We start from the raw sequence: 25,371 nt of genomic DNA, 5'->3' as shown, positions 1-25,371 counted from the left end.
GGCTGCTAGTACCTGAAAAAACAGCCATAGTCACCGATGAGGACTATGGCTTTCTGTTTTCAGCGATCAAATACTTGCTTTCGTTAATGATGACCTGACGCCGCACCCCCTTTAAGGGTGTAGCGCGTACCACAGTATGGACATAGTGCTTCGCCTGTGCCTTCTATCGGCAAGAACACGCGAGGATGCGAATTCCATAACAACATTGATGGCATTGGGCAATGAAGCGGCAAATCATCAAGGGTGACTTCGATTTGGCGCTCTTTATTATTGCTGGCATGATTCTGCATCGTTTCTCTCAGCTTGTATCAAATATAGATTCGCGGAATCAGACGTAGGTGAGCCAGTCGGCATGGTTTTCGGTCTTGCCCCTGGCACAGTCAAAAAACATGGTTTGCAGCCTTTCGGTTATCGGGCCGCGTTTTCCGCTGCCGATTCTACGATTATCGAGTTCCCGAATCGGGGTCACTTCCGCTGCAGTACCGGTAAAGAAGGCTTCATCAGCACAATAAACTTCATCGCGGGTAATTCGCTTCTCGATTACCGGAATTCCGATTTCTTCGGCAAACGTCAGGATGGAAGCACGCGTAATACCCTCGAGGCAGGAGGTCATATCCGGCGTATAGAGCTTGCCATGCTTGATGATAAATATATTTTCGCCCGCTCCCTCCGCCACATAACCGTCCACATCCAGCAGCAGCGCTTCATCATAGCCGTCAGTCGCAACCTCCTGGTGAGCCAATATCGAATTTGCGTAGGTCGCAACCGACTTGGCACGACACATGTTGACATTGACATGATGACGCGAGAATGAGGATGTCTTGACACGAATGCCGTTTTCCAGGCCCTCCGTGCCCAAATAGGCACCCCATGGCCAAGCTGCGATAGCCACATGCACGGAAAGCGTCGTGGCTGAAATACCCATGGCTTCGGAGCCGTAGAAAACGATCGGCCGGATATAGCACGATTCCAGCTTGTTCTGCCTGACCATATCGCGCTGCGCCTCCATCAGCGTCGCCTTGTCATAAGGTATTTTCATCATGAAAATATGTGCGGAATTAAACAAACGATCTGTATGCTCCTGCAAACGAAAAATCGCAGGGCCTCGGGGCGTTTGATAGGCACGCAAACCCTCGAATACGCCTAACCCATAATGCAGGGTGTGGGTAAGCACATGAGTGGTAGCATCACGCCACGGAATTACTTTTCCATCGCTCCAGATCACGCCGTCGCGGTTGGACATTGACATTCAGGGACTCCGGAGAGAATTGAGAATTGCGTATTCTAACGCATTTTTCCTTGAAAAATGAAAACGCTGGCTGCATACACCCACTCCGCTGCTTATCAGCAGTAGTCGCTGAAATTCAACAGAGCGTTGGCAAAGGGATAAACACAGATCAAAGATGATCGGCTAAAGATGGGATGTACCAAATACTTCATCCCACAATCGCAATACTGCGAAGGATCCGTCTTTCAAATAATCTGCTTCAACTCGTGCAAACTTTCGCGATTTGCCTTCCGTCGAGGGTGTGCCCGCCAAGCCCGAGTCCCCGCTCAATCTTAGTCTATGTTGAATCCGCCGGAATTCCCGATAGGCGCCGAGCGCTCGCTCCGCAGTTTCCTCGTGGATAAGCCCAAGTTTTCCAGCAAGCCGCAGCAGCGCAATGTTGCCGATGTTGTTGGTCAATTCCGGATGGTCGCAGGCATGACCCAGGACCAGGTATTGCACGATGAATTCAACATCAATAATACCCCCACGGTCATGCTTGACGTCGAATAACCCACTTGAATTGGGATGGGCATCAAGCATTTTTTGCCGCATGGCCGACACCTCGCGTTTCAGGCTTTCCAGTTCGCGAGGCTGGCGAAGCACTTCCTTGCGAGTGCTCTCGAAAGCTTCCCCTACATGAACATCTCCCGCTACGAATCGCGCCCGTGTCAATGCCTGATGCTCCCAGACCCAGGCATGATTCCGCTGGTATTGATCAAAAGCCTGGACCGAACTTACCAGCAAGCCGCTGCTGCCGTTCGGGCGCAGGCGTAAATCGGTCTCATACAACAAGCCGGCTGAAGTGTAGCTTGTCAGCCAGGAGTTGATGCGCTGACTCAGCCTGGCGTATATTTCCGCTGCATCGGGATGGTTGTCGTCATAAAGAAAAATGATGTCGAGATCCGATGCATAACCCAATTCTTTCCCACCCAGTTTGCCATAGCCGATGATGCCAAAAGCAGGCGGTTCATCCCGGTGCTTTTTTCTCAACCCTGACCAAGCCAAGCCCAATACGGAATCAAGTATCAGATCTGCCAGATCGGTCAGGTAATCGCTCAAGGTTTCCAGCGGCAGCAATCCTTCCACGTCCTGAGCGAGCAATTGAAATACCTGAGCGTGTTGAAAATGCCGCAGTACATCCATTTGTTGCTCGATATCATTGCCTGCGGGTCCACAAGCCTCGTTTAATTGCTGAATCAACCTTGACTTGACTCGAGACCAATCCGGCACGGTCTGAAGATCAGCCGGATTGAGCAGCTCATCCAGCAATATGGGATGTCTGCTCAGATACTCGCTGGCCCACTGGCTTGTGCTGACAAGTTTGGCTACCCGCTCCAGGGCCTGGGGATACTCCAGCAGCAGCGCGAGATAGGCTGCGCGCCGGCTCACGCTTTCCAGTAACTGCAGTAAACGCTCCAGTGTGGTGTCTGCCGAGGGGAGTCTGGCAGCCACTTCGATCAGGGCGGGGACGAGCGCATCAACGCGCTTTTTGCTCGCTTGCGGCAATTGGCGATAGCGGGTACTTACATGAAACTCCTGTAAGCGCCGCACAATTTTTTCCGCACTGGAAAATCCCATCGTAACCAGTTGCTTAGTGGCGACCTCGGCTTCGATCCCTCCATTGTTTCTCTCCGGCCACAACCATGCGAAGGAATGATGAGTTTGCGGTTTGCGTGGAGCAGCAAATATATCCTCAAAATGGCGGGTAACATTGCAGCGATGGGTATCCAGCCGCTGCAAGAATTCGCCATAGGAAGAGAAGCCCATGGAAACCGCTATCAATGACTGATCGGTATGCGTTTCCGGCAACATCTGCGTTTGTTGATCATCGAGATACTGTAAGCGATGCTCGAGATTGCGCAGAAAGCGATAAGCGTCCGTGAGCTCCAATACAGTTTTATCTGGTAGTTGCTGTTTTTCCCGCAGCAACGCCAATGTGGCGAGTGTAGAACGGATGCGCAAATCGGCATCCCGCCCACCACGGATCAGCTGGAACAATTGGGCAATGAACTCGATCTCACGAATCCCGCCCGGCCCGAGCTTGATATCCCCATGCATCTCGTGGCGAGTTACCTCCCGGCGTATTTGGGCATGTAAATCCCGCATGGATTCGTAAGCGCCGAAGTCCAGATATTTCCGGAACACGAATGGTTGCACTATTTGTTCGATAATCACTGCCCTCTCTGCCCGCGGGCCCGCTATTGCTCGGCCTTTGATCCAGGCATAGCGCTCCCATTCGCGCCCCTGGCTGATGAAATATTCTTCAAGCATGGCAAAGCTCATCACCAGCGGGCCGCTTTCGCCATATGGACGTAACCGCATATCCACGCGAAAAACGTACCCGTCCGGCGTGATATCGTTGAGGCTGCCTATCAGTTTCCGCCCAAGGCGAGCAAAAAAATCATGATTGGATATCGATCTGGGGCCGCTGGTTTCGCCGTCTTCCGGATAGACGAAAATCAGGTCTACATCCGAGGAAACGTTGAGCTCACAACCACCCAGTTTGCCCATGGCGATCACCAGCATTTCCTGAATTCTGTTTTTGGTATTTCTTGGCTGGCCATAGCGGTCGGGATCAGCCAGCCATGTCTGTTGACGCTCTAGGGCGAAATCAATAGTGAGCTCCGCCAGATCGGTCATGCTCGTCATCACCTCGGCAAGCGTCGCCAAGCCTCCCAGATCCCGTGCTGCCAGACGCAGCATTACCCGTTTGCGCAGACTGCGCAAAACGCTATTCAGACATGCCTCGTCACTTACAGCGTTGGCATTCGTGTTCAGGAATACTTGCATCTCCTTCCGCAGAAAAGGAAATTGCAAGTTTTGCTTGAGCTCGATCAGTAATCCAGGCTCACTCTCCAGTATCCGGTATGCGTAACGACTGAACGGAAGGATGCGTTCGATTATTTCAGTTGCAGAACGATCAGTATGCATGGTCGAGATTCGGAGTTACAATAAATTATCAAAATATCTGTATTCCATCTGCATGGGTATTATGAGGTCATCAGGTTTGAACAAAGATGGCGCGGATATCTCTAATCTCTCTTTCACGTTTTTGCGCCTTATCGTTTAAATCAAGTACAAACTACTTCCCGCTCAGCCGCAGGTGGAGAAGAACATATCGCCCCACGCATATCAACGGATCTATTTATTGAACTTATCAATAACGCCTCCCCCTCCGCCATGGTCCGGCTTGTTGTCCCGGCTGCTGATATGGGCACTGATCGTGGTTGCAGCCTGTTTTTCTTTACTGCTGCTATTGCTGCGCTACTGGCTGCTGCCCGATATCGAGCAATATCGGGAAAATATCGCTTCCGCCATCAGCCATGCCTCCGGGCAGCACATAACGATAGGTGAGATCAGCGCAAATTGGGACGGATTCCGCCCTCATATGATGCTGCGCGCCGTAAAAGTACATGATAAGGAGGGCGACATTACGTTGCTGTTGAATCAACTGTCAGGCACGCTTTCGTGGCGTTCAATATTACACGGCAAACTGTACTTTCGCGAAATCGAGATCGAGCAGCCCGATTTAATCGTGCGCCGTGATGCCAAAGGTGTAATCCACGTCGCCGGATTCGCGCTCAGCAAAGAACTGACTGGAAGTGAAAACGATTTTTCCGATTGGCTTTTGAATCAGAGCCGAGTCAGGATCAATAATGCCAGCATTCTCTGGCAGGATGACCAGCGTGGCGCGCCAGAACTGGAGTTACTCGTCAATTTGCGTCTTGAAAACAGGGGTCACCGTCATCGCTTCGGCATACGCGCCACGCCGCCCGCTGAGCTTGCCGCACAGTTGGACATGCGCGGCGACTTTACCGGGGAATCGCTGGCTAACTCTGATCTTTGGCAAGGTCGACTGTTCATGCAGATGGATAATGCCGACATTGCCGCCTGGGGTGTCTGGCTGCCTTTCCCACAAGAAATCAGGTTGAATCGAGGCGTTGGAGCGCTACGCATGTGGGCCGGAATTGACGGGGCGAATATGAAGAAGCTCACTGCGGACATGCGCTTACGTAATGTCAGAGCACAATTGGCACCGGATTTACCCGAATTTGACCTTATCCGTTTGCAGGGCAGAGTCGGATGGCAAAAGATAAACGGCGGAGGCACCGAAATTTTCGCGCAAAAACTGAGCACTTCCGCTCGTGGCAAACGAAGATGGATATTACAGCCGGTAAGTTTTTCGCTGCAGACAATACCTGCTAATGTGACTGAACCTCATAGGACGAAATTAAGTATCGACAATCTGAATCTGGAAGTTTTGAAAGATGCGGCGAAATACTTGCCAATTAGCGCATCATTGCGTGAGCGGCTCAACAAGATGGCGCCCCGCGGAGAAATTCGTCATATGAGAGCGAACTGGAGTGGTGAACTGCCAGTGCCACCCCATTTCAGTGCAAAAGGAGGATTCACCAATCTGGGGATGAGAAAATCCGGCAGGCTGCCTGCGTTCAAGGGCGTTTCCGGCAATATCGACATTACCGAGCGAGGCGGCACCCTGACCCTGAACTCTCAAAATGCCGCCGTGGAATTGCCTGAAGTATTTCGTGTGCCGCTGGTGCTGGATATCATCACCGGTCAGGCGAGCTGGAATGTTTTAGCCGATAAGGATTCCGTTGCATTCAAGTTCAACAATATTTCCTTTTCCAATAAAAATGCTGCGGGATTGGCTTACGGAACTTACCATTTCACCGTTGACGGCCCAGGCAGGATCGACCTGGTAGCCAATCTGACGCGCGCCGATGCACGTTATTTGATGCATTACATGCCGATGGCGGTGAATTATCGCGACTGGCTCGACGATTCGATCGTTGAGGCGGGAGCGCTGGATGCCCGGCTTCATCTCAAAGGAGACCTGAGCCAATTTCCTTTCGCCCACGGTGAAAACGGTATTTTCAGGTTACAGGCAAAGGTGTCCGGGGTAACGCTGGATCGCATCCCCGGATGGCCTCGCATAGAGAATATGTCCGGGAATCTGCAATTTCATAACAGCCGCATGGAATTTGATGCTTCCCAAGCCTATATCTCTGGAACAAAATTAAGCAGGGTGAACTTGAACATTGCCGACATGGCTGCGCCCGATGCCACGTTAAGAAGCGAAATGGAAGCAAGTGGCCCGACACAGCAATTCTTCAAATTCGCCACATCGCGCACGGACAGCAGCGACAATGGCAGCCTTGTCGATAACATCAACATCGCTGGAGAGGGAAGACTGCTGCTCGAGCTCAATATTCCGCTGGATCATCCCGAAGCAGTCAACGTATCAGGTAGCTATCGGTTTATCGATAATCACATTGATCCAGGCTCTCACCTGCCCAACCTGAATGACATTAACGGTGTCGTGGCTTTTACCGGCTCGGGGATAAAGGCAGAAAATATGACTGCCCATTTCCTTGGCGGACCGGTGGTTATAAACTCCACTGATATGCCAGACGGTAGTATACGTTTATCCGCCGTTGGCAAGGTTAACCTCAGCAAAATGAGCGAACCGCCGCAGGGATCAGCGCGAGCCGCGCCGTTATGGAGACGCCATTTGCGTGGCGATACCGATTGGCTGGCAACCGTCGATATACGCAACAAGTCGGCAGATGTATCCATCGAATCATCGCTGGTCGGCATTACCTCCGATTTACCCGAGCCTTTTTCGAAGGCTGCCACCGATACTGCACGGCTACGTTTCGAAAGGAGAGCCATGGATTCGAATAGCGACGAGCTAAGCTTGAGCTATGGCGATCTGGTAATGGCAAAATTCGAACGCGGCCGGGATGATGCCGGCAATTATCGTGTAGAGAGGGGTATTGTAAGTTTTGGCTCGGCACCCGCCATTTTGCCCCGGAACGGTATATCGGCGACTGGCGAGATGCCATCCCTGAATCTGGACCGATGGCGCAGCTTGCTGACACAAAGCAGTAATGAACCCGGGCCGGGTTTCGGCCTGACAAGCATCAATTTTCATATTGGCGCGCTCGACTTTCTGGGAAGCCATCTGAAAGATGTCACGCTGAGCGCCGACCGGGAAGACGGGATATGGTATTCCACCATCACAAGCGAGCAAATCAATGGTGGTATCAGCTGGGACCCATCCGGCAACGGTAAAATAGTGGCTCGATTGAACAGGTTGATAATTCCCGCCAATTCTCGCCCACCCAAATCAGCGGTACGAGCACAAACCCAGCAGGAAAGAGACTTGCCTGCCCTTGACGTAACGGCGGATAACTTTTTTATTGGCGAGAAACAACTGGGCCAACTTGAACTAATAGCTAACCAGGAGGAGAGAAACTGGCACATCGAGAAATTGCATATATCCAATTCGGACAGTTCAATAACGGCGCGTGGCCTATGGCACAATCGCGCCACACAACCTGTTATGCGAGCCAATCTTACGGTAGAGGCGAGTGATATTGGCCTGTTTCTGGCGCGCCTCGGCCATCCAGATCGCGTGAAACGCGGCAGCGGCAAGCTCGAGGGCGTTTTGTCGTGGTCCGGCGGTCCTCAATCGGTAGATTACCCTACGCTGTCGGGCAACTTCAAGGTGAGTGCCAAGCGAGGGCAGTTTCCTAGATTCGAGCCGGGAATTGGCAGACTGTTCGGTATTTTCGACCTGCGATCATTACCACGAAGAATCACATTGGACTTCCATGATGTATTCAGCGAAGGCTTCGGTTTCGATAATATCTCTGGTGATGTGAAAATCGGCCGCGGGGTGGCCGTCACCGATGATCTCAAAATAGAAGGACCCGCTGCAAAGGTTGCCATAAACGGGGAAATAAACCTGGAGGCAGAAACCCAGAAATTACATATCATAGTGAATCCGTCATTAGGATTGGCCGCTCCGGTGGTCGGCGTGGCCTCTGCAATTGCAAATACGGCAATGCAAAACCCAACCCCATCCAATGAATACGACATTACCGGTACCTGGACCGATCCGACCGTTATCAAAAAGACCGGGGGAGCACACGAATCAAGCGAATATGAACAATAAAATTGGGTGAGGTAGATAGCGTTTAGCGACTTTTATTGAACACGACACCAGTCAGCTTTCTGGGGCGATTCTCCAATGTAAACTGCATCCATGACGCCAGAGGCCCCAAATCAACTACAAATGAACGGAGCGCAGCGGATAGCGCGTCAGTCGAATTCCGAAATTTCCCGAACCGGAATCATGATGGCAAGGATCGATCACGAGAGGGGCAATGAGACATCGTGATCGGGGTCTCCCTCATATGGAATATGACGACATCGGCATCCGAATCCGCCCATCCTTTTGACCACCGTTCGGATGCTTAGCCATACTGATCCGGATCCTATTTTGTTATCCCAAACGCTCTTCCCTGCTGCGCCGGTTTGCACCGATGCAATTCTTACCCAAGGATAAACGCGAGCCCTTGCAGCTAACATAGGTATATAGGGTCGATAGTACATCTTAGAAAAAATGCATTTCGCACCAATCGGCGCAATTCGCGAGTGACGATGTAGACCCGTTCGCAAAAGATGTACTTCAGTCCAATAGGCAAACTTTACGCAACTCAATAAACTCAACACCTGCAGTCAATAAAGTGATGCTGTTATTCGGAACCTGATATTGTTCATGACAAAACACCTTAAAAGCTTGGCTCGGCTTTTGCTTCGAGATTATTCCTTCTACCATATCTATAGGCGCAACTGCGCCGAAGAAAAACCTTTATTAACAGACGAATTAAGGTTTGAGATAATCGAAAAAAAGGAAATTGACAGCGCCAGAGATAGGATAATTGCCGATCAAGCTTGGTATCATGGCCAGAATGCTCACGCGTATGCCTGTATTGAAGGCTCTCGAATCGTCGGTCTATGTTTTTTCTGGCACGGTGAGCGCTATAAAAAAAGAAACTTCTGGCCGCTCACAGATCAAGAAGCAAAGTTAGTGCAGTTATTCGTTCTTCCCGAAATGCGCGGGCAGGGCATCGGTAAAAGCCTCATACAATTTGCTACACGAGATATGTCTCATAGAGGGTTCAAATATGTGTATGCGCGCATCTGGCGATCGAACATGCCGTCCTTAAGAGCGTTCGAAAGCGCTGGCTGGGATCGTGTGGCAACTGTAATCGAAATTTCCCTGCGTATAAGGAATAAGCCCTTCAGATTAGAGCTTCGCAGAATCATCTCTCAAGAACGGGCAGGTCAAATTCAATCAGTCAACCGCTGACTATTTTTAATAGGGCGTTTGTCTGCCAGTAGTATCTTTACCAAAGCGGGGCCGAGTATCGTGCTTCTGAATTCTTGTAGAACGGTCACTCCGAACCCCGCTTAGTAAATGCCCTTTAATTGAATTACCAAGAGATGGCTTTTTCGTGGTTTTGCCCGCAACTTCGTCCAGTCTAAGCCCGGTGTAATAATGACGTGAGACCAAGCAGAACGGCAAAATGAAAATGGTATGTGGTGTTCCACTACATTTCGCTTTAAGCGCGCCCTTTATAAAGATATCGTTTTCAGTTACTCTGTCTCACTTGCCCTGCCACGCTTGCACGCTTGATTTATCCGGGGCGCCAAGTGTGGGTGAACTGAGGCCTTCTTATTGCGGTCTATGGAATCTGCATCATAATGTTTGATAACTCAGCTGTTCGCGACACGGATGTCTCAAGAGAAGTAAAAAGCGGGCCTATCCGTATTGCCGCCATTCAGATGTCGGCGGGACCAAAAATAGCCGGCAACCTGGAAGAGGCTGCCCGACTACTTGAAATAGCCGCCGCCCAAGGGGCCAGGCTGGCGGCGCTACCCGAATATTTCTGTATTATGGGCATGGAGGATGCGGATAAGGTAGCGGTGCGCGAGCAGGTGGATAGCGGGCCGATACAGGAATTCCTGAGCAATATCGCGAAGCGCCTCGGTATCTGGTTGGTGGGCGGTTCCATACCGTTGGTATCGTCGAAGCCGGACAAGGTTAGAAATAGTTGCCTGGTGTATGATGACAAAGGGAAGCAGGTTGCCCGATACGACAAGATACATCTATTTGGCCTGGAGCTCGGGAACGAGCGCTATGCCGAGGAAGAAACCATCGAAGCAGGTTGTGAAGTCGTGGCCCTGGAGACACCGTTTGGCCGGATCGGTCTTTCAATTTGTTACGATCTGCGCTTTCCGGAACTTTACCGTTCCATGGGGCAAGTGGATATCATTTTTGCGCCGGCTGCCTTTACCGCAACTACCGGTAAGGCGCATTGGGAAACGTTGATTCGTGCCCGTGCAATTGAAAATCTCGCGTATGTGGTTGCTCCCGCACAGGGGGGTTATCATATCAATGGTCGGGAAACGCACGGCGACAGCATGATCGTCGACCCCTGGGGGGTAGTACTTAATCGACTGCCACGCGGAGCGGGCGTAGTAGTTGCGGAGATCAACCCCGAATATCAGGCCAGTTTGCGCAATAGCTTGCCCGCGCTGAATCACCGTACCTTGCATCACTGTTAAGATTACCGATGATTTTTTTGGACCCCTGGATATCATGATCACAGAACCCATCATTCAACCTGGCGATCTTTTCGCCACCGCCAACCAATGCCTGCTGGCGCCTCACCAGATAGATACGGCCGGGCTGCAGAAGGTGTTTGGTCAGATGCTTACGCACCATGTCGAATATGCCGACCTGTATTTTCAATACAGTCGTTCCGAAGGCTGGGCTCTGGAAGAAGGTATAGTCAAATCAGGTACCTTTAATATTGATCAAGGAGTAGGCGTACGCGCGGTGAGCGGCGACAAGACGGCGTTCGCCTATTCCGACGATATCAGCATGCCCGCTCTCGCTTCGGCAGCCGAAGCCACTCGCGCCATTGCGCGTACCGGTGTCGGGCAGTCCGTACAAGCGGTCAGACGCAGCAAGGGGCGCGAACTTTATCTGCCGCAAGACCCTATCGCCAGCCTCAAGGATACCGACAAGGTGGCGTTGCTCGAAAAACTCGAGGGTTACGCGCGCGCTGTTGACAAGCGCATTATCCAGGTTATGGCGTCTCTTGCGGGAGAATACGAAGTGGTGCTGGTGGCGCGGAGCGACGGCCTGCTGGCAGCTGATGTTCGACCTCTCGTGCGGATCTCGGTGCAAGTCATCGCCGAAGAAAACGGAAAACGGGAACAAGGCGTCGCCGGAGGGGGCGGACGTTTTGATTATGCGTATTTCACGGACGAGGTGTTGCGCGATTATGCCGAGAAAGCCGTACATCAGGCTATCGTCAACCTGAATGCGAAACCTGCGCCGGCTGGAACCATGACGGTAGTATTGGGCGCAGGTTGGCCAGGAATACTGTTGCATGAAGCCATCGGTCATGGACTGGAAGGAGATTTCAATCGCAAGGGTAGTTCCGCATTTTCTGGCCGCATCGGCGAACGTGTGGCTGCGGCGGGCGTTACCGTGGTGGATGATGGCACGCTCGCGCGGCGGCGCGGATCGCTTAATATCGATGACGAAGGAAATCCCACCCAGTGCACGGTTTTGATCGAAAACGGAATACTGAAGGGCTACTTGCAGGACAGCTTGAATGCGCGACTGATGAATGTCCCGGTCACCGGTAACGGCAGACGCGAATCGTTTGCTCATATTCCCATGCCACGCATGACCAATACGTATATGCTGAACGGGGATAAAAGCCCTGAAGAGATCATTGCGTCGGTGAAGCATGGTTTATACGCAGTGAATTTTGGGGGCGGCCAGGTGGATATCACCAGCGGGAAATTCGTATTTTCCGCTGCGGAAGCATACATGATCGAGGATGGGAAAATTTCTTATCCGGTGAAAGGTGCAACGCTGATAGGCAATGGTCCCGATATACTCACCCGAGTTTCGATGATCGGTAACGATATGTCGCTCGATCCCGGTGTCGGCACCTGCGGTAAAGAGGGCCAAAGTGTGCCGGTAGGCGTCGGCCAGCCTACGCTACGCATAGATGGGTTGACGGTAGGCGGAACCGGTTAAGGGCCATAAATACGCAAATAAGCTGGAGTATCTCCGCTAGCACTGCAAACTTCGGTAATCAGTCACTTTTTGAAGCTGAAACCCCGCGCATAACATCGATAACTGCAACCGAGGACATGAATAGCTACGTTCCGGTTGTGTCGCTCTCATCCGAAATTTGCTCCGCCTTACCCTCAATTCTCACGATTCTGGTACCGGCCAGCCTGTCATGCAGAAATTGACGGTCGCGATCGAATAACGCCCAAACTATTCCGGCACCGAAGCAAAAAATACCGATCACAGCAAATAGATAGCGTGCGAGCGCCTGTTTCAGATAAACCCGGTCTCCGCTGGCGCTCACCACTCGAAGCTTCCAGGTCTGCATGGGCAGCGTTTGTCCGCCATGGGTCCAAAACCAGGTGAAATACATGCCCGCAATTACCAGGAGATAAAGCTGAAGCCCAGGCCGGAAAAACAGGGAGCTGGTATCCCGGAACACAAGATGAAAAACAAAGCTCGCAATAAACAGAACGGCAATCAATATGAGAAATTCGTAAAGCATGCTCAGCAGTCGCCGCCCCAATCCCGGGGAGGCGATTTTTATCGCTTCGGAAAACTCGCTCACAGGACGTTCTTGTTATTTTTTTGATGATATTCTTGCTCTGATAGAGCGCCAGAAATATTTGGAACTAGCGCGTTCATCTGCTATTTTCCTCTGTGATCTTCGGATGTCTGCTCGTATTCGCGCCATTTTCGCTTTATTTCATGACGCTTCTCCGGTGGCAGTTTTTTAATGGTTTTATATTTCTCCCGGACCAGTTCGCGCTGCTCTGGAGTGAGCGAAAACCAGTCGCGCATCTGCAACTGGGCGCGATGCTGCTCGGCAGGAGTCATGCCCGAGTATCGCTTGGCAATGCCCAGCCACTTCTTTTTTTTTGCGGAGTCCATGTTGTTCCACTCCTGCGCAAGCGGAGCCAGGACTTCTCTTTGCTGCGGTTTCAATTCCTCCCAGGAAGGCTCGCCGGATAAAGCGTCGGCGGAAAGTGAAAAACATAAACAGAACGCTACTACTAGTGCTGATCTAGCCATGCATCGAACCCGTCGTCTAGATAAGCGTTTATCGGCAAGTCATCGGCAAGCACCAGGATGTCAATTTCATCATTTTCGTCGCCCTGCTGTAGAGCCTGCCAGTAAAAAATACCCGCCAGAGCAAACAACAGCGCAATAATCGATAGCAGCTTTCGAGACTTGACGTGCCAATCATTCCCATTCCGCGCTGAGACACCTTGTCCGACATTAGCCACTGATTCGGCCACATGGTAGTTTTCCAGGGAAGCCCTGCGTGCGGATTGAAGTCGGTTTAGCGTACTCTGCTTGATATCATCAAGGCCGAGATCCAATAACTTCGTTATCTTCTTACCTGCTTCGTGTTCGTTCATAACTCGATTCCATTTTTTTCCAGCAGTGCAGCAAGACGATGGGTTGCACGCGAACAGTGAGTTTTCACGCTTCCTTCAGAACACCCCATGACCGCTGCCGCTTCTGCAACATCCATCTCCTCCCAGTAACGCAGAAGAAAAGCTTGTCGTTGACGTTCCGGAAGGGTTTCAATCGCTTTTTCCAGTAAATTGAGAAGTTGCGATTGTTCCAATTGCTGATGTGGATCACCAAAACTGGAGGGACCGTCCAGCTGTAAAGTTTCCAGCGGATCGTAATCTTCATTTTCCTTTTCCTGATTGCGGGGTATAAATGATGAAAACAGGGTAGTCCACAAGGAGCGGGTCTTCTGGCGCCGATAAAAATCCCTTATGGTATTTTGCAGAATACGTTGAAACAGGAGAGGCAATTCTTCCAATGGCTTGGCAGAATATTTTTCAACCAGTTTCGTCATCGAATCCTGAACAACATCCAGCGCCAGATGTTCGTCTCTTACTGCGAACAATGCCTGCTTATACGCGCGCCGTTCGATTTCAGCTAAAAATCCGGAAAGTTCCTGTTGAGTAGCCAGGAGGGTTCGCCTATTGGAAAATGAAAAAACGTGAGATGATCTCACGTCCCCGCCACAATACTAGCAAATTTTTGGTTTGCCGGAACAGTTTACCTCCAAGAAGGCCGATCCATAACGCTCTGATACCTTAAGAGTTTACAAAAGTGAAAAGTGACATATACCAGTCAGGCCCGCTGTGATATGGCTCGAGACAGTGAACCAAGGTGAAGCGCCATATTTCCTCGCCAAGCAGTTGCACGTAAAGCAGCGCGAAAGATTCCGGAACGCGCTATCAACTCCGACTCCCATGCTGTGCTCCAGCCGATTGGAAATCTGAAGGGGTTAGCGTCGGGATTTTGCCGAGCTCAGGTTTGCGCGCATGCGACAATATGCCGCATTGTGATAATCATATTTCACGCCTATTATGGCCTTGTTTCAATCTGTGGAAAATCCGGCAGGGGGCTTCAGCCTAAAAATTTCTGTATCGCTCTCTATAATATCTATACGTAGATATCCAAGTTTAGTGGTAAAATTTTAAATGCGGATTGCGATTGATTCTTAATTAGATTTACATTACTGATGTTCGGGCCCGGGCCGGGCTTAATGGTAAAAATGCCCGTTAATTGTTGTATCTGTAATTTCTGCTCTGATCCCGAATCGTACCGTTATTTTACCACTGCTCATGGGTAGTCAACAGAAGCTGTCCCTCATACTTAGCCCAGCGGAGAACATTCAATAATGCGCCATTTAGTTCTCATGTTAATACTAAGTTTCGTAACGGCCGTCGCTGCCGCTGAAAGCGTTCGCCCTTTTACCTCGGGGAGTCTCCAGAAGGTTCTTTCGCCCCGGGAAGGCAAGCCTTTCATCCTCGTTTTGTGGTCTCTTGAATGCCAATATTGCCCGACCGAGTTGAAGATGTTGAGCGAACTCAAACGCAGCCATCCCAAGCTGGACGTCGTATTGATTGCCACCGATACAGTAAGCGACACGCCTCAACTCGTCTCCCGGGCAGAGAGCTACGGTATGAACAAGGTTGAGCAATGGGTTTTTGCAGAGGACATGCCAGAACGCTTGCGTTTTGAAATCGATAGTCGCTGGTATGGTGAAATACCTCGGGCATATTTTTATGATCGCAAGCACCAACGTGAGGCCAAGACCGGCCTCATCAACAAGAAGTTTGTAGAAGATTGGCTAGCGCGCAATGCGACAACCGACTCGTGATATCGAATATAAAGCGATGAAGCACAATCCTGCCTTTTTACCCGGCCTGATGTTTGTCCTTGCCGTTCATGGGGCACTACTCTACTATCTATTCAAGCAACAATTGATCCCCCCGCCGCAACAACTGGCGACGTTGATGGTCAATTTTATCCCTTCCTTCCAGCCGAAGGAAGAATCCAAGCCTGAGCCACCTCCCCCCTTGCCCAAACCTCAACCGCCAAAGAAGCCTAAATCACAGCAATTGGTTGCGGAAAAACCGGTAGTGGCCGAAAGTGAGCGGGTCGCACCCCCTTCCCTTCCCGAACTCGAGCCCGAACCAGCACCGGAGCCAGTGGCGGTAGCCGCTCCTCCTCAGATGTCACCGGGGCCCGTTACGCTCTCCTCGGAACTATCTGTCGCGTGCCCCGAACTGAATGCGCCCGCTTATCCTGCGCTTTCGCGGCGACTCGGCGAAGAGGGCAAGCTGATGCTGCGAGTGGAACTGGATGAAAAAGGCCGCGTCAACGTGGTACAGGTAATCGACAGTAGCGGTTTTAAGCGTCTCGACGAAGCCGCCATGGCCGCGGTAAAAACCTGGCGATGCAATCCGCCCGTGCGCAATGGCCAGCCGGCCCGTGCCATTGCTTTGCAACCCTTCAACTTTGTACTCCAAGGAGATTGATCGATGGAAAAAAGTCTCGGCTTTTCAAATTTTCTTACCCAGCTCGATGGCGTCGGTATCAGCGTACTTGTACTGCTGCTGACGCTTTCCGTGGCAAGCTGGTATCTCATACTCACCAAAGGTATCTCCAATTTTCTGGCAAACCGGCACGCCGAAGCTTTTCTCAAGCGTTTCTGGGGGGCCGGTTCGCTACAGGAGGTGAACTCGACGTTGCACGAAGGTTCGGGCGATAACGCATTTGCGCAATTGGCGCACCTCGCGCTGGAGGCTGCGGCTGACTCTGAAAAACACGGCTTGCAAAAACTTGCCGCGGCGGGCGGCGCAAGCGAGTTCATTACACGCGTACTGCGTAACGGCCTCGACCAGGAAGCGACCCGCGTCGAAAACGGACTCACGGTAATAGCCTCGGCCGGTTCCGCTGCGCCTTATATCGGGCTATTCGGCACGGTATGGGGCATCTATCATGCACTGGTGCAAATCGGACTGTCCGGCCAGGGTACCTTGGATAAAGTAGCCGGCCCGGTGGGTGAAGCACTGATTATGACGGCGTTGGGACTGGCCGTGGCAATTCCGGCGGTTTTGGCCTATAACACATTTGTGCGGCGCAATCGCATCTGGCTGGCGCGCCTGGATGCCTTTGCCCACGATCTATTTGTACTGATTGCGGTGGGCGCCAAAAATAACAGCTCCGCTGGGGATGAGCGCCAGCTGCGTGTAGTCGCCCCCGCAATGAATCCCGCGATTGCACCCAATGAAAGGAGGTCGTGATGGCATTTGGCAGCATGGATGGCGGCAACCGTCAGATGCCGATGTCCGAAATCAACGTGGTGCCGTTGGTGGACGTGATGCTGGTATTACTTGTGATCTTCATCATCACCGCACCTTTGCTGACACATTCAGTTAAAGTCGATCTGCCGAAAGCGTCGAGTAGTCCGAATATTACGCAACCGGATCACGTTGAATTTGCGCTTCGGGGCGACGCTAGCCTATACTGGAATGGTGAACCGGTAACCATGGATGAGTTGGCACCCCGGTTTGCCGCAGCGGCAAAACAGAATCCCGATATCGAACTGCATATCCGCGCTGATAAGCATGTCCAGTACGAACACGTGGCAAGGGTGATGTCTGTCGCAGCAAAAGCCGGGTTAGTACGAATCGGGTTTGTTACCGATCCGACTACACAATAATAACGGACTGCCGAAACATGGTTGGGGAAACGCGATGTCAATGGCCAGAAATTCGAGCATATGCATACCACGCGGCAAATGCCTTACTGCCTTAGTGGTCAGGATTATATGGCTCTAGCCGCTCGCATCCGATGGCGAAGCCTTCTGCTGCATGGCTCCATTGCGACCACGGCTCTCGGTCTGGGTTTAATGTCATGGTTCATCGCCAAGCCGATGGCCACTCGAATCCACCAGACTGTACCGGGAGAACGGCTGACCATTACCGCCACACCGAATATTGACATCAGTCTGGATGCCGACAGCAGCGTCACTGTCAGCAACGGCGAGCCTCCCCAGATCGAATTGCTGCGAGGCAATGCTTATTTTGACGCCAAAGGCGGCGGAGCGGGCAAGTTGCAAGTGAAAGTCGGTACTACGTATATCAACGATGTCGGCACCCGTTTCAGCGTCAGTAAACGAGTGAATGGCGGCACTATTGCGGTGGCTGACGGACAGGTGGAGATTCTGGTAGAGATGGGGACCTATCTGGTCGGCGCTCACGAACAGGCGGATTTCGATGGCATAAGGGTCACCGGCCAGAGAGTGATTGCGGATGCGGACATAGCGGCGTGGCGCCCAACTCAATAAAAATCCGGCACAGCGTCACGCGACCAACGCGCCCCCATGCGCTACCGATACCGCTATATGATTCAAACATTTCCTTCAGCACTGCACCGACACCAAGAGCAGAGCAGTATTCGCCTCAGCGCCAACCTCAGGCGCATCAACTGTAAATAGCGCGCTTCATGAAACCCGTTGCAATCTTCAGGCACTTTCCAATAGAAGGTCCGGGTTATCTTGCCCCGTTTCTTGATTCCTATTCTATCCCTTACCAACTCGTCAAGATCGACTCCAATGAGGCATTACCTACCCGTGCCGACTATTTTAGCGGGTTGGTATTCATGGGCGGACCCATGAGCGTAAACGACGATCTGCCGTGGATTGCGCCAGCCCTTGCATTAATCCGGCAGGCGGTGAGAGACGATATTCCGGTTTTGGGCCATTGCCTCGGCGGGCAATTAATGTCGAAAGCACTGGGGGGAGTGGTAAGCAGGAGTCCCGTCAGCGAAATCGGCTGGGGTGAAGTAAGTGTCGCGGACAACTCTATTGCACATAACTGGCTTGGAGAATTGTCAAACTTTGAGGCATTCCACTGGCATGGCGAGGGTTTTACCGTTCCGGAGGAAGCGACTCTCCTGCTTTCAAGTCCTTACTGCGAAAATCAGGCATTCGCAATGGACATGCATCTGGCGCTACAGTGCCATGTCGAAATGACTGAGGAAATGGTAAAAGTCTGGTGCAAAGCAGGCTTTGAAGAAATTGCCAACAACCCCGGACCATCGGTGCAATCGGTAGAGGCAATACAGATGGGATTGACCGAGCGGGTATCGGCATTGAATCAGGTCGCTTGCCGCTTATATGAGCGTTGGATTTCCGGTCTTATGAACAAAACGACTGATTGAAATAGTAGCGCGAATCATTCGCGGAAATTCTGGAATTGCAGCGGAAATTCGGTAATCGACTTCTTGACGAGCTGTATCGCCTCTTGCAAGGTATCACGCTTTGCACCTGAAATACGCACCGCCTCACCCTGGATACTGCCTTGTACCTTGAGTTTGCTATCCTTGATAAGCCTGATAATCTTTTTTGCAAGCTCGCTTTCCACCCCCGTTTTAACCGTGACTTGCTGTTTGACTTTATTGCCGCTGATTTTTTCCGGCTTCCCTTCGTCCAGGCAACGTACATCGACACCGCGCTTGGCGAGCTTGGCCATCAGAATATCCAGAACCTGGCTCAGCTTGAAGTCGTCATCCGCATAAACGGTGAGCGTGTAATCCGCCTGCTCCACGCGCGCGTCCGATCCCTTGAAATCAAAGCGCGTGGTGACTTCCTTGTTCACTTGGTCAATTGCATTCCTGACTTCCTGCTTGTCAACTTCGGAGACAATGTCGAATGAGGGCATGATATCTCTTCCTGGTTCGGGGCTGCGGCAAGTTGATACGCTGAGTATATGAGGTATAGCCTCAATAATTATTGCCTGTTTTTCAGATTTGCGGCGATACGCATCCGTAGCGCATTGAGCTTGATGAATCCGGCTGCGTCGGTCTGGTTATACGCGCCCTGATCTTCCTCAAAAGTGGCAATGTGCGGATCGAACAGAGAATCTGTTTTTGAGTCTCGTCCGACCACGATTACATTTCCTTTATAGAGCTTTATTCGCACCCAGCCGTTTACACGTGCCTGGGACGCATCAATCATCGTTTGCATCATTCTGCGCTCCGGGCTCCACCAGTAACCGTTGTAAATAAGTTCGGCATAGCGCGGCATCAACTCGTCTTTCAGGTGGGCCACCTCGCGATCAAGGGTGATGGATTCGATGGCCCGATGCGCGCGCAGCATGATGGTGCCGCCGGGAGTTTCATAGCATCCACGGGATTTCATGCCGACGTAACGATTTTCCACCAAGTCCAGACGCCCGATCCCGTGCTTGCCACCTAACTGATTAAGCTCGGCAAGTACCGCCGCCGGGGAGAGCTTCTGGCCGTTTATGGCGATGATGTCGCCTTGCCCGAATTCCAGTTCGATGTATTCCGCCTTATCCGGCGCGTTCTCAGGCGATACGCTCCATCGCCACATGGATTCCTCCGCCTCATGCGCAGGATCTTCAAGGATTCGACCTTCATAGGAAATATGCAGCAGATTGGCGTCCATGCTGTAAGGGGAACCGCCTTTTTTCTTCATCTCCACCGGAATGCCATGTGTTTCCGCATAATTCAAAAGGCTTTCCCTGGAAGTAAGGTCCCATTCGCGCCATGGCGCGATCACCTGGATATCGGGCTGAAGCGCATAATAGCCGAGCTCAAACCGCACCTGGTCATTACCTTTTCCTGTCGCCCCATGGGAAACAGCATTTGCTCCGGTTAGCTGCGCAATCTCGATTTGCCGTTTGGCGATCAACGGACGGGCGATACTGGTGCCAAGCAGATATTCGCCCTCATATACCGCATTGGCACGAAACATGGGAAAAACGAAATCACGGACGAATTCTTCACGCAGATCTTCGATGAAGATTTCTTTCACCCCTAATTGCATCGCCTTTGCGCGTGCCGGCTCTACTTCCTCCCCTTGCCCGATGTCGGCAGTAAAGGTCACCACTTCACACTGATAAGTATCCTGCAGCCACTTTAAAATTACCGATGTATCCAGACCGCCGGAAAACGCAAGAACAACCTTATTAATTTTTGATACATCAACTTGCTTTATTTTTTTCATGCTTGGCTCGTCAATAAAAATGCGCGAATGCGTTCTTTACAATATAACTTTGCGTTTTATGGACACTTGATGGTGCCGCGCTATAACGGATCTTGATGGGTTACGCTGCACTTTACCCATGCTAAATAAACCGCTCCATCGGCCGCGGGAAAGGGATAGCTGTTTGAAAATGCGAGTTATCAGATCTCTTCCAGTCTTCCCAACAGTAGATATTCTATCAGCGCCTTTTGGGTATGCAGACGATTCTCGGCCTCTTCCCATACGATGGATTGAGGACCATCGATAACCTCCGCCGCCACCTCTTCGCCGCGATGGGCAGGCAGGCAGTGCATGAACAGCGTTTCTTTCTTGGCGCAGGACATCATTTCCGCATCTACGCGAAAATCTGCAAAGTCTTTTTTGCGTTCCTCGGTTTCCGCTTCAAAACCCATGCTGGTCCATACGTCCGTCGTAACGAGATCAGCATCTCTCACTGCGTCATGCGGATCGGCAAATTCCTCATAATGATCTGTGCCATAGAGCCCGGCTCGTTCCGGCTCCACTTCGTAACCGGGAGGCGTGGAGACATGTACGTTAAAATCGAACACCTCAGCTGCCTGGAGCCAAGTGTTGCAGACGTTATTTGAATCTCCAATCCACGCCACCGTCTTGCCGGAGATAGTGCCGAATTGCTCAATAAAAGTAAAAATATCGCCCATGATCTGGCAAGGATGATATTCGTCGGTCAGTCCATTGATAACGGGCACCCGCGAATGTGCCGCAAAACGCCTGATGATGTCGTGCTCATAGGTGCGGATCATGACGATATCCACCATACGCGAGATCACGCGCGCTGCGTCTTCCACCGGTTCGCCTCTACCCAACTGGGTATCCCGGGTGGATAAATAAATTGCTGCACCACCCAACTGATGCATACCGGCTTCAAACGAAAGCCGGGTACGAGTCGAATGCTTATCGAAAATCATGGCGAGAGTGCGATCCTGCAGCGGCCAATAGCGCCGGTATTGCTTGAACTCATGCTTGATCCAGCGTGTACGCTCGAACAGATATTCGAACTCCTCCCGGGAGAAATCGTTGAACTGTAAAAAATGCTTGATCTGCATGATATGCTGAACCATAGATTGAGCCGATTTGGAAAAACATGAGCTGGCCGTGTTTTTTCAAGGCTCATTTTTCGAGATTAACTATTTTGTCATGCCGCCAAAAATTCTTTCACCAAACCGGACAAGATGTTTACCACCTGTTCGGCCTCGCTCCGCTGAATCACTAACGGCGGCAGCAGACGCACTACTTTATCCGAGGTTACGTTGATCAAAAGTCCTTTCTTCAACGCCGCGATTACGAGTTCGCCACAAGGTCTGGAGAGTTCGATGCCGATCATCAATCCCTGACCGCGAATTTGTTTTACATCGGGCAAGTCGGCGAGCTGTGCCTTGAACATACTGCGCATGAAGTCGCCCACCTCCATCGCGTTCCTTAGCAAATCGGCTTCTTCGATTACCCTGAGCGTGGTCAGCGCAGCAGTACAAGCCAGCGGGTTGCCACCAAAAGTAGAGGCGTGATTACCGGGCTTGAATACTTCCGATGCCACACCTTTTGCCAGACAGGCGCCGATGGCCACACCCGAACCCAAGCCCTTGGCCAGTGTTACCACATCAGGAACGATGCCGCTGTGCTGGAAAGCGAACCAGTTGCCGCTGCGGCCGATCCCACACTGCACCTCATCCAGCATCAGCAACCAGCCGTTCTGATCGCACAAGTGGCGCAATCCTTGCAGATAGCTTGCTTGCGGCACATTCACGCCCCCTTCGCCCTGATAGGGCTCAACCAATATGGCGACGACGTTCTTATTGTGCACGCCCACCTGCGCCACTGCTTCCAGGTCATTGTATGGAACCCGCGCAAATCCGGTGAGCAACGGTTCGAAACCTGCCTGCACCTTGCGATTGCCACTTGCAGTCAAGGTTGCCATGGTTCGGCCGTGAAAGGATTTCTCCATTACGATAATGGTGGGCAGATCGATATTTTTACCATGTCCATATAGCCTTGCCAGTTTGATTGCGGCTTCGTTTGCTTCGGCACCCGAATTGCAGAAAAACGCATTATCCATGCCCGACAGTATGGCAAGCTGGCTGGCTAGCTGCTCCTGCTTTCCGATATGGTAAAGATTGGAAGTATGAATAAGTGTCCCGACCTGATGACAAAGCGCCTTCACAAGCTCTGGATGGCAATGCCCCAAGCCGCACACGGCGACGCCGGCGAGGGCGTCGAGATAACGTTTGCCCTCCTCATCCCACAGCCATACCCCCTCTCCCCTTGCAAATGTAACGGGCAGCGGCAGGTAGGTGTTCATCAAATTGGACATTTAAGAGGCCTCTGAATAAATTCTCTGTGAAGTAAACTGCCGGAAAAATCCGGATGATTGTGTGGCGCGGAGCGAATGCAGGGGCCGACTATACAAAGCCGGAAAAGGTACCAATACCAGGGTAGAGATATCCTCCTGCTGCAGTCCACATGGGGCGGTGCTGCCGTCAGGTCCGTGGAGGACTTGTTCAGGAATTCCATAGGTGGGTACATGTTTGCCAAGCCTGAAAGCGGCACGGCGGCCAAAGCCGCCGTGCGCCGCAAGAATAATTTTTAGCCTGGATGTTTCATAAATTCGCGTGATGATTGCGCAGGATTTTGTTTTGTAGGGAGATTTCGTGAAGGAGTGGCGTAGTTATTCATACGCCCGACTGAACGAAATTTTCATACGAAACAAAAGACCAGCAAGGGCGCGCGTCAATTTATGAAACATCCGGGTTAGATGCAACCTCTTATCTTTACCTATTTAACCAGCTTTTTCAAGCCCTTTTCCTCAGCAGCGGTAAGCAGCCTCAAACATGGCAGGTAGCCGTCGTATACGATTCCATGCACTTCAACGCGCTTCTGGGAACGCAACATGCTGACAAGGTATTGTACGACCTCGCGCGTAATCGTTTGCCCCGGCACCAGCACCGGGATACCCGGCGGGTAGGGAGTAATTTGATCTGCGCAAACCTTGCCATCCAGATCGTTATTTATACGTTCCTGCTCATCCAGCAAAGGCATCAGTTCGCCACCGCAATAGAACGCGTCACGCGGCAGATACCTAAGGTCGGTAAAACCGGGAATCTCCGGAATCTGATAGAGCCTTCTGGGGGCACGACCTTCACGTGCGATTCGCATCAGCGCATCATACAGGCGCGATACTTTACTCCGGGTAGTACCAATGGTAAGAAGCAGAGTAAGGGTATTAAATGTAGACTTCTCCACTTGAATATTATAACGCTCGAACAATTCCCGGATCAAATCCTCCACGGTAAAGCCGCAGCGGGAAATGTCCACGGTAACCTTGGTACTGTCGAGTTGGATATTGTCATGTTTTACTTCATCGGGCAGCAGGTCTGCGAGTTCCAGCACGCGAAAGACGCCGGTCGAATTGATCTGCTCGCGCACCTCCTTCGCCAATTCCAGGGTGCGCGACAACAACTTGTACCCTTCCAGCGTCGCCTGCTTACGGGCAACGTCGAGGCTTGCAATCATGCTGTACTGCGGACTGGTGGAAGTATGCATGTTGAAATTCTCGCGAAACAGGTGTTCATTGAAGCTGGGATCATTGATATGAATCATGCTGGACTGAGAAAAAGCCGATAGCACTTTGTGCGTACTCTGGGTCGCGTAATCGGCGCCCGCCTCCAGCGCCGTCGGGCGGAAAGCCGGATGAAAACGGGCAAAACCGTACCAGGCTTCGTCGATGATAACTTTTATACCTTTCGCATGAGCTGCCTTGATGATGGGCGGCAAATCATAACGTAGGCCATCGTAAGTGCAACTGGTCAGGATAAGTGCCTGTGCATCGGAATGTTCTTCGATGGCATTGAACAGCGTCTGTTTCGGTACCGGTCCGTAAACACTGAATTTCTTGTTGACGGATGAGTCGAGATAAATCGGATGAGCGCCGGATAATACGACTCCATGATGCACGGACTTGTGGCAGTTCCGATCCAGCAACAACTTCTCGCCCGGGGCGAGCAATGTCTGGAATATCACCTTATTGGCAGTGGAGGTGCCATTGGTTGCAAAGAAGGTTCTCCGCGCGCCGAATGCTTTTGCCGCAATCTTTTGCGCTTCGGCGATAACGCCGGTCGGTTCCATCAGCGAATCGAGCATCGGTACCGAGACCGATAGATCGGCACGGAAAATATGCTCGCCGATAAACTGATAAAAATCGCTGGCCCACGGGCTGTCGCGTAGCGAATCGCCAGAGGAATGACCCGGCGTATGCCAGGCATCCTTTGCCATCAATACGTAATTTTTGAGCTGATCATAAAAAGGTGTGCGTGCTTTTTCCTGAAGCTGAGCATTAAGGATACGGTACATGCCCCGGTAATCACGTTCTTCGCGGTAGAAATAGCCATCGACTGTTTCGGTAAAGAGGGCATCCACCACTTCATCTTCTTTCTCCTGGGCAATTAAAATATAGATATCCAGCTCAGGGCGAAAACGGGTAATTTCCTGTACCAGCTTCAATGCAGTCATTTGGAGGTTGCGGGAACTCTTCTCGCCATTTCTCAGCGTATAAAGCGTATCGTCCACCAGTACCGATTGAATATCGCCGTCATCCTGGATCGCTTGCAGTGCTTCGCGTGCGGTGGTAACACCGGCAAAAGTGATGCCCAACGGGTTTTCCAGGGACTTGGCGGCCCCATTCAATCCCTTGATGAATTCCTTCAGTATCAGGTTCTCATCATTGATGATGAGAATTCGGCTCGTCGGTTTCTTCATGAATACCGTTTC

At 51.6% G+C, this 25,371-nt stretch carries 22 protein-coding genes; 10 read left to right on the top strand and 12 right to left on the bottom strand.

Annotated features, from left to right (window positions below):
• Positions 1 to 83: 83 nt before the first annotated feature.
• The 3 genes from KJS40_RS05145 to glnE form a co-directional block, all read right to left on the bottom strand.
• Positions 84 to 290, bottom strand: coding sequence for a zinc-finger domain-containing protein (locus KJS40_RS05145; protein ID WP_213539326.1), 207 nt, complete (start codon positions 288 to 290; stop codon positions 84 to 86).
• Between the two features lie 38 nt (positions 291 to 328).
• Positions 329 to 1,249, bottom strand: a complete 921-nt coding sequence (locus KJS40_RS05140; RefSeq protein WP_025040579.1) for a branched-chain amino acid transaminase — start codon at positions 1,247 to 1,249, stop codon at positions 329 to 331.
• 162 nt (positions 1,250 to 1,411) lie between these two features.
• Positions 1,412 to 4,201, bottom strand: coding sequence for a bifunctional [glutamate--ammonia ligase]-adenylyl-L-tyrosine phosphorylase/[glutamate--ammonia-ligase] adenylyltransferase (gene glnE / locus KJS40_RS05135; protein WP_213539325.1), 2,790 nt, complete (start codon positions 4,199 to 4,201; stop codon positions 1,412 to 1,414).
• A 217-nt stretch (positions 4,202 to 4,418) separates the two neighbouring features.
• Between glnE and KJS40_RS05130 the strand changes: the two genes are divergently transcribed.
• The 4 genes from KJS40_RS05130 to tldD all read left to right on the top strand — a co-directional run bounded on the left by KJS40_RS05130 (position 4,419) and on the right by tldD (position 12,206).
• Positions 4,419 to 8,252 carry a YhdP family protein gene (locus KJS40_RS05130; protein ID WP_244859706.1) on the top strand — a complete coding sequence of 1,278 codons (3,834 nt, stop codon included), beginning with the start codon at positions 4,419 to 4,421 and terminating at the stop codon, positions 8,250 to 8,252.
• 606 nt (positions 8,253 to 8,858) lie between these two features.
• Positions 8,859 to 9,452 (top strand): GNAT family N-acetyltransferase, encoded by a 594-nt coding sequence (locus KJS40_RS05125; RefSeq protein ID WP_213539324.1) that lies wholly within the window; start codon positions 8,859 to 8,861, stop codon positions 9,450 to 9,452.
• A gap of 395 nt (positions 9,453 to 9,847) precedes the next feature.
• Entirely contained in the window at positions 9,848 to 10,711 is an 864-nt protein-coding gene (locus tag KJS40_RS05120) for a carbon-nitrogen hydrolase family protein (RefSeq protein WP_213539323.1), read from the top strand.
• Positions 10,712 to 10,745: 34 nt separating this feature from the next.
• Positions 10,746 to 12,206: a metalloprotease TldD gene (tldD, locus tag KJS40_RS05115; protein WP_213539322.1), complete on the top strand. Its 1,461-nt coding sequence runs from the start codon at positions 10,746 to 10,748 to the stop codon at positions 12,204 to 12,206.
• Positions 12,207 to 12,330: 124 nt separating this feature from the next.
• Here tldD and KJS40_RS05110 read toward each other — a convergent pair whose 3' ends face one another.
• The 4 genes from KJS40_RS05110 to KJS40_RS05095 all read right to left on the bottom strand — a co-directional run bounded on the left by KJS40_RS05110 (position 12,331) and on the right by KJS40_RS05095 (position 14,193).
• Complete coding sequence (locus KJS40_RS05110; RefSeq protein ID WP_213539722.1) at positions 12,331 to 12,789, bottom strand: RDD family protein; 459 nt, start codon at positions 12,787 to 12,789, stop codon at positions 12,331 to 12,333.
• Between the two features lie 101 nt (positions 12,790 to 12,890).
• The gene (locus KJS40_RS05105; protein ID WP_213539321.1) at positions 12,891 to 13,274 is read right to left on the bottom strand and encodes a DUF3106 domain-containing protein; all 384 of its coding nucleotides are present in this window, start codon (positions 13,272 to 13,274) and stop codon (positions 12,891 to 12,893) included.
• On the bottom strand, positions 13,256 to 13,624 hold the full coding sequence (locus tag KJS40_RS05100; protein ID WP_025040587.1) for a DUF3619 family protein: 369 nt from the start codon (positions 13,622 to 13,624) through the stop codon (positions 13,256 to 13,258). Before KJS40_RS05100 ends, KJS40_RS05105 begins: the two co-directional genes overlap by 19 nt.
• Positions 13,621 to 14,193 carry an RNA polymerase sigma factor gene (locus KJS40_RS05095; RefSeq protein ID WP_025040588.1) on the bottom strand — a complete coding sequence of 191 codons (573 nt, stop codon included), beginning with the start codon at positions 14,191 to 14,193 and terminating at the stop codon, positions 13,621 to 13,623. The genes KJS40_RS05100 and KJS40_RS05095 overlap by 4 nt, the downstream gene beginning before the upstream one ends.
• A gap of 735 nt (positions 14,194 to 14,928) precedes the next feature.
• Here KJS40_RS05095 and KJS40_RS05090 point away from each other — a divergent pair.
• The 6 genes from KJS40_RS05090 (at position 14,929) to KJS40_RS05065 (ending at position 18,743) form a co-directional block, all read left to right on the top strand.
• On the top strand, positions 14,929 to 15,393 hold the full coding sequence (locus KJS40_RS05090) for a redoxin domain-containing protein (RefSeq protein WP_244859705.1): 465 nt from the start codon (positions 14,929 to 14,931) through the stop codon (positions 15,391 to 15,393).
• Entirely contained in the window at positions 15,374 to 16,054 is a 681-nt protein-coding gene (locus tag KJS40_RS05085) for an energy transducer TonB (protein ID WP_213539320.1), read from the top strand. Before KJS40_RS05090 ends, KJS40_RS05085 begins: the two co-directional genes overlap by 20 nt.
• A 3-nt stretch (positions 16,055 to 16,057) precedes the next feature.
• Positions 16,058 to 16,822: a MotA/TolQ/ExbB proton channel family protein gene (locus tag KJS40_RS05080; protein ID WP_213539319.1), complete on the top strand. Its 765-nt coding sequence runs from the start codon at positions 16,058 to 16,060 to the stop codon at positions 16,820 to 16,822.
• Complete coding sequence (locus KJS40_RS05075; RefSeq protein ID WP_213539318.1) at positions 16,822 to 17,241, top strand: biopolymer transporter ExbD; 420 nt, start codon at positions 16,822 to 16,824, stop codon at positions 17,239 to 17,241. The genes KJS40_RS05080 and KJS40_RS05075 overlap by 1 nt, the downstream gene beginning before the upstream one ends.
• A gap of 108 nt (positions 17,242 to 17,349) precedes the next feature.
• On the top strand, positions 17,350 to 17,868 hold the full coding sequence (locus KJS40_RS05070) for a FecR family protein (protein WP_213539317.1): 519 nt from the start codon (positions 17,350 to 17,352) through the stop codon (positions 17,866 to 17,868).
• A gap of 158 nt (positions 17,869 to 18,026) precedes the next feature.
• A complete protein-coding gene (locus tag KJS40_RS05065) occupies positions 18,027 to 18,743 on the top strand; it encodes a type 1 glutamine amidotransferase (protein ID WP_213539316.1) in 717 nt (238 codons plus the stop codon).
• Positions 18,744 to 18,757: 14 nt separating this feature from the next.
• On the opposite strand, the gene KJS40_RS05060 is transcribed toward KJS40_RS05065, so the two are convergent.
• The 5 genes from KJS40_RS05060 to KJS40_RS05040 form a co-directional block, all read right to left on the bottom strand.
• On the bottom strand, positions 18,758 to 19,243 hold the full coding sequence (locus KJS40_RS05060; RefSeq protein WP_025040595.1) for a YajQ family cyclic di-GMP-binding protein: 486 nt from the start codon (positions 19,241 to 19,243) through the stop codon (positions 18,758 to 18,760).
• A gap of 68 nt (positions 19,244 to 19,311) precedes the next feature.
• Positions 19,312 to 20,553 carry an argininosuccinate synthase gene (locus KJS40_RS05055; RefSeq protein WP_213539315.1) on the bottom strand — a complete coding sequence of 414 codons (1,242 nt, stop codon included), beginning with the start codon at positions 20,551 to 20,553 and terminating at the stop codon, positions 19,312 to 19,314.
• Positions 20,554 to 20,732: 179 nt separating this feature from the next.
• On the bottom strand, positions 20,733 to 21,656 hold the full coding sequence (argF, locus tag KJS40_RS05050) for an ornithine carbamoyltransferase (RefSeq protein ID WP_213539314.1): 924 nt from the start codon (positions 21,654 to 21,656) through the stop codon (positions 20,733 to 20,735).
• Between the two features lie 89 nt (positions 21,657 to 21,745).
• On the bottom strand, positions 21,746 to 22,918 hold the full coding sequence (locus tag KJS40_RS05045; RefSeq protein WP_025040598.1) for an aspartate aminotransferase family protein: 1,173 nt from the start codon (positions 22,916 to 22,918) through the stop codon (positions 21,746 to 21,748).
• 461 nt (positions 22,919 to 23,379) lie between these two features.
• The gene (locus KJS40_RS05040; protein ID WP_213539313.1) at positions 23,380 to 25,359 is read right to left on the bottom strand and encodes an aminotransferase class I/II-fold pyridoxal phosphate-dependent enzyme; all 1,980 of its coding nucleotides are present in this window, start codon (positions 25,357 to 25,359) and stop codon (positions 23,380 to 23,382) included.
• Positions 25,360 to 25,371 lie beyond the last annotated feature (12 nt).

The sequence above is a fragment of the Nitrosospira sp. NRS527 genome (assembly GCF_018406445.1).
GTDB lineage: Bacteria > Pseudomonadota > Gammaproteobacteria > Burkholderiales > Nitrosomonadaceae > Nitrosospira > Nitrosospira briensis.
Note: the sequence above shows the minus strand (reverse complement) of the source record. Positions and strands in the feature narration are given on the sequence as shown.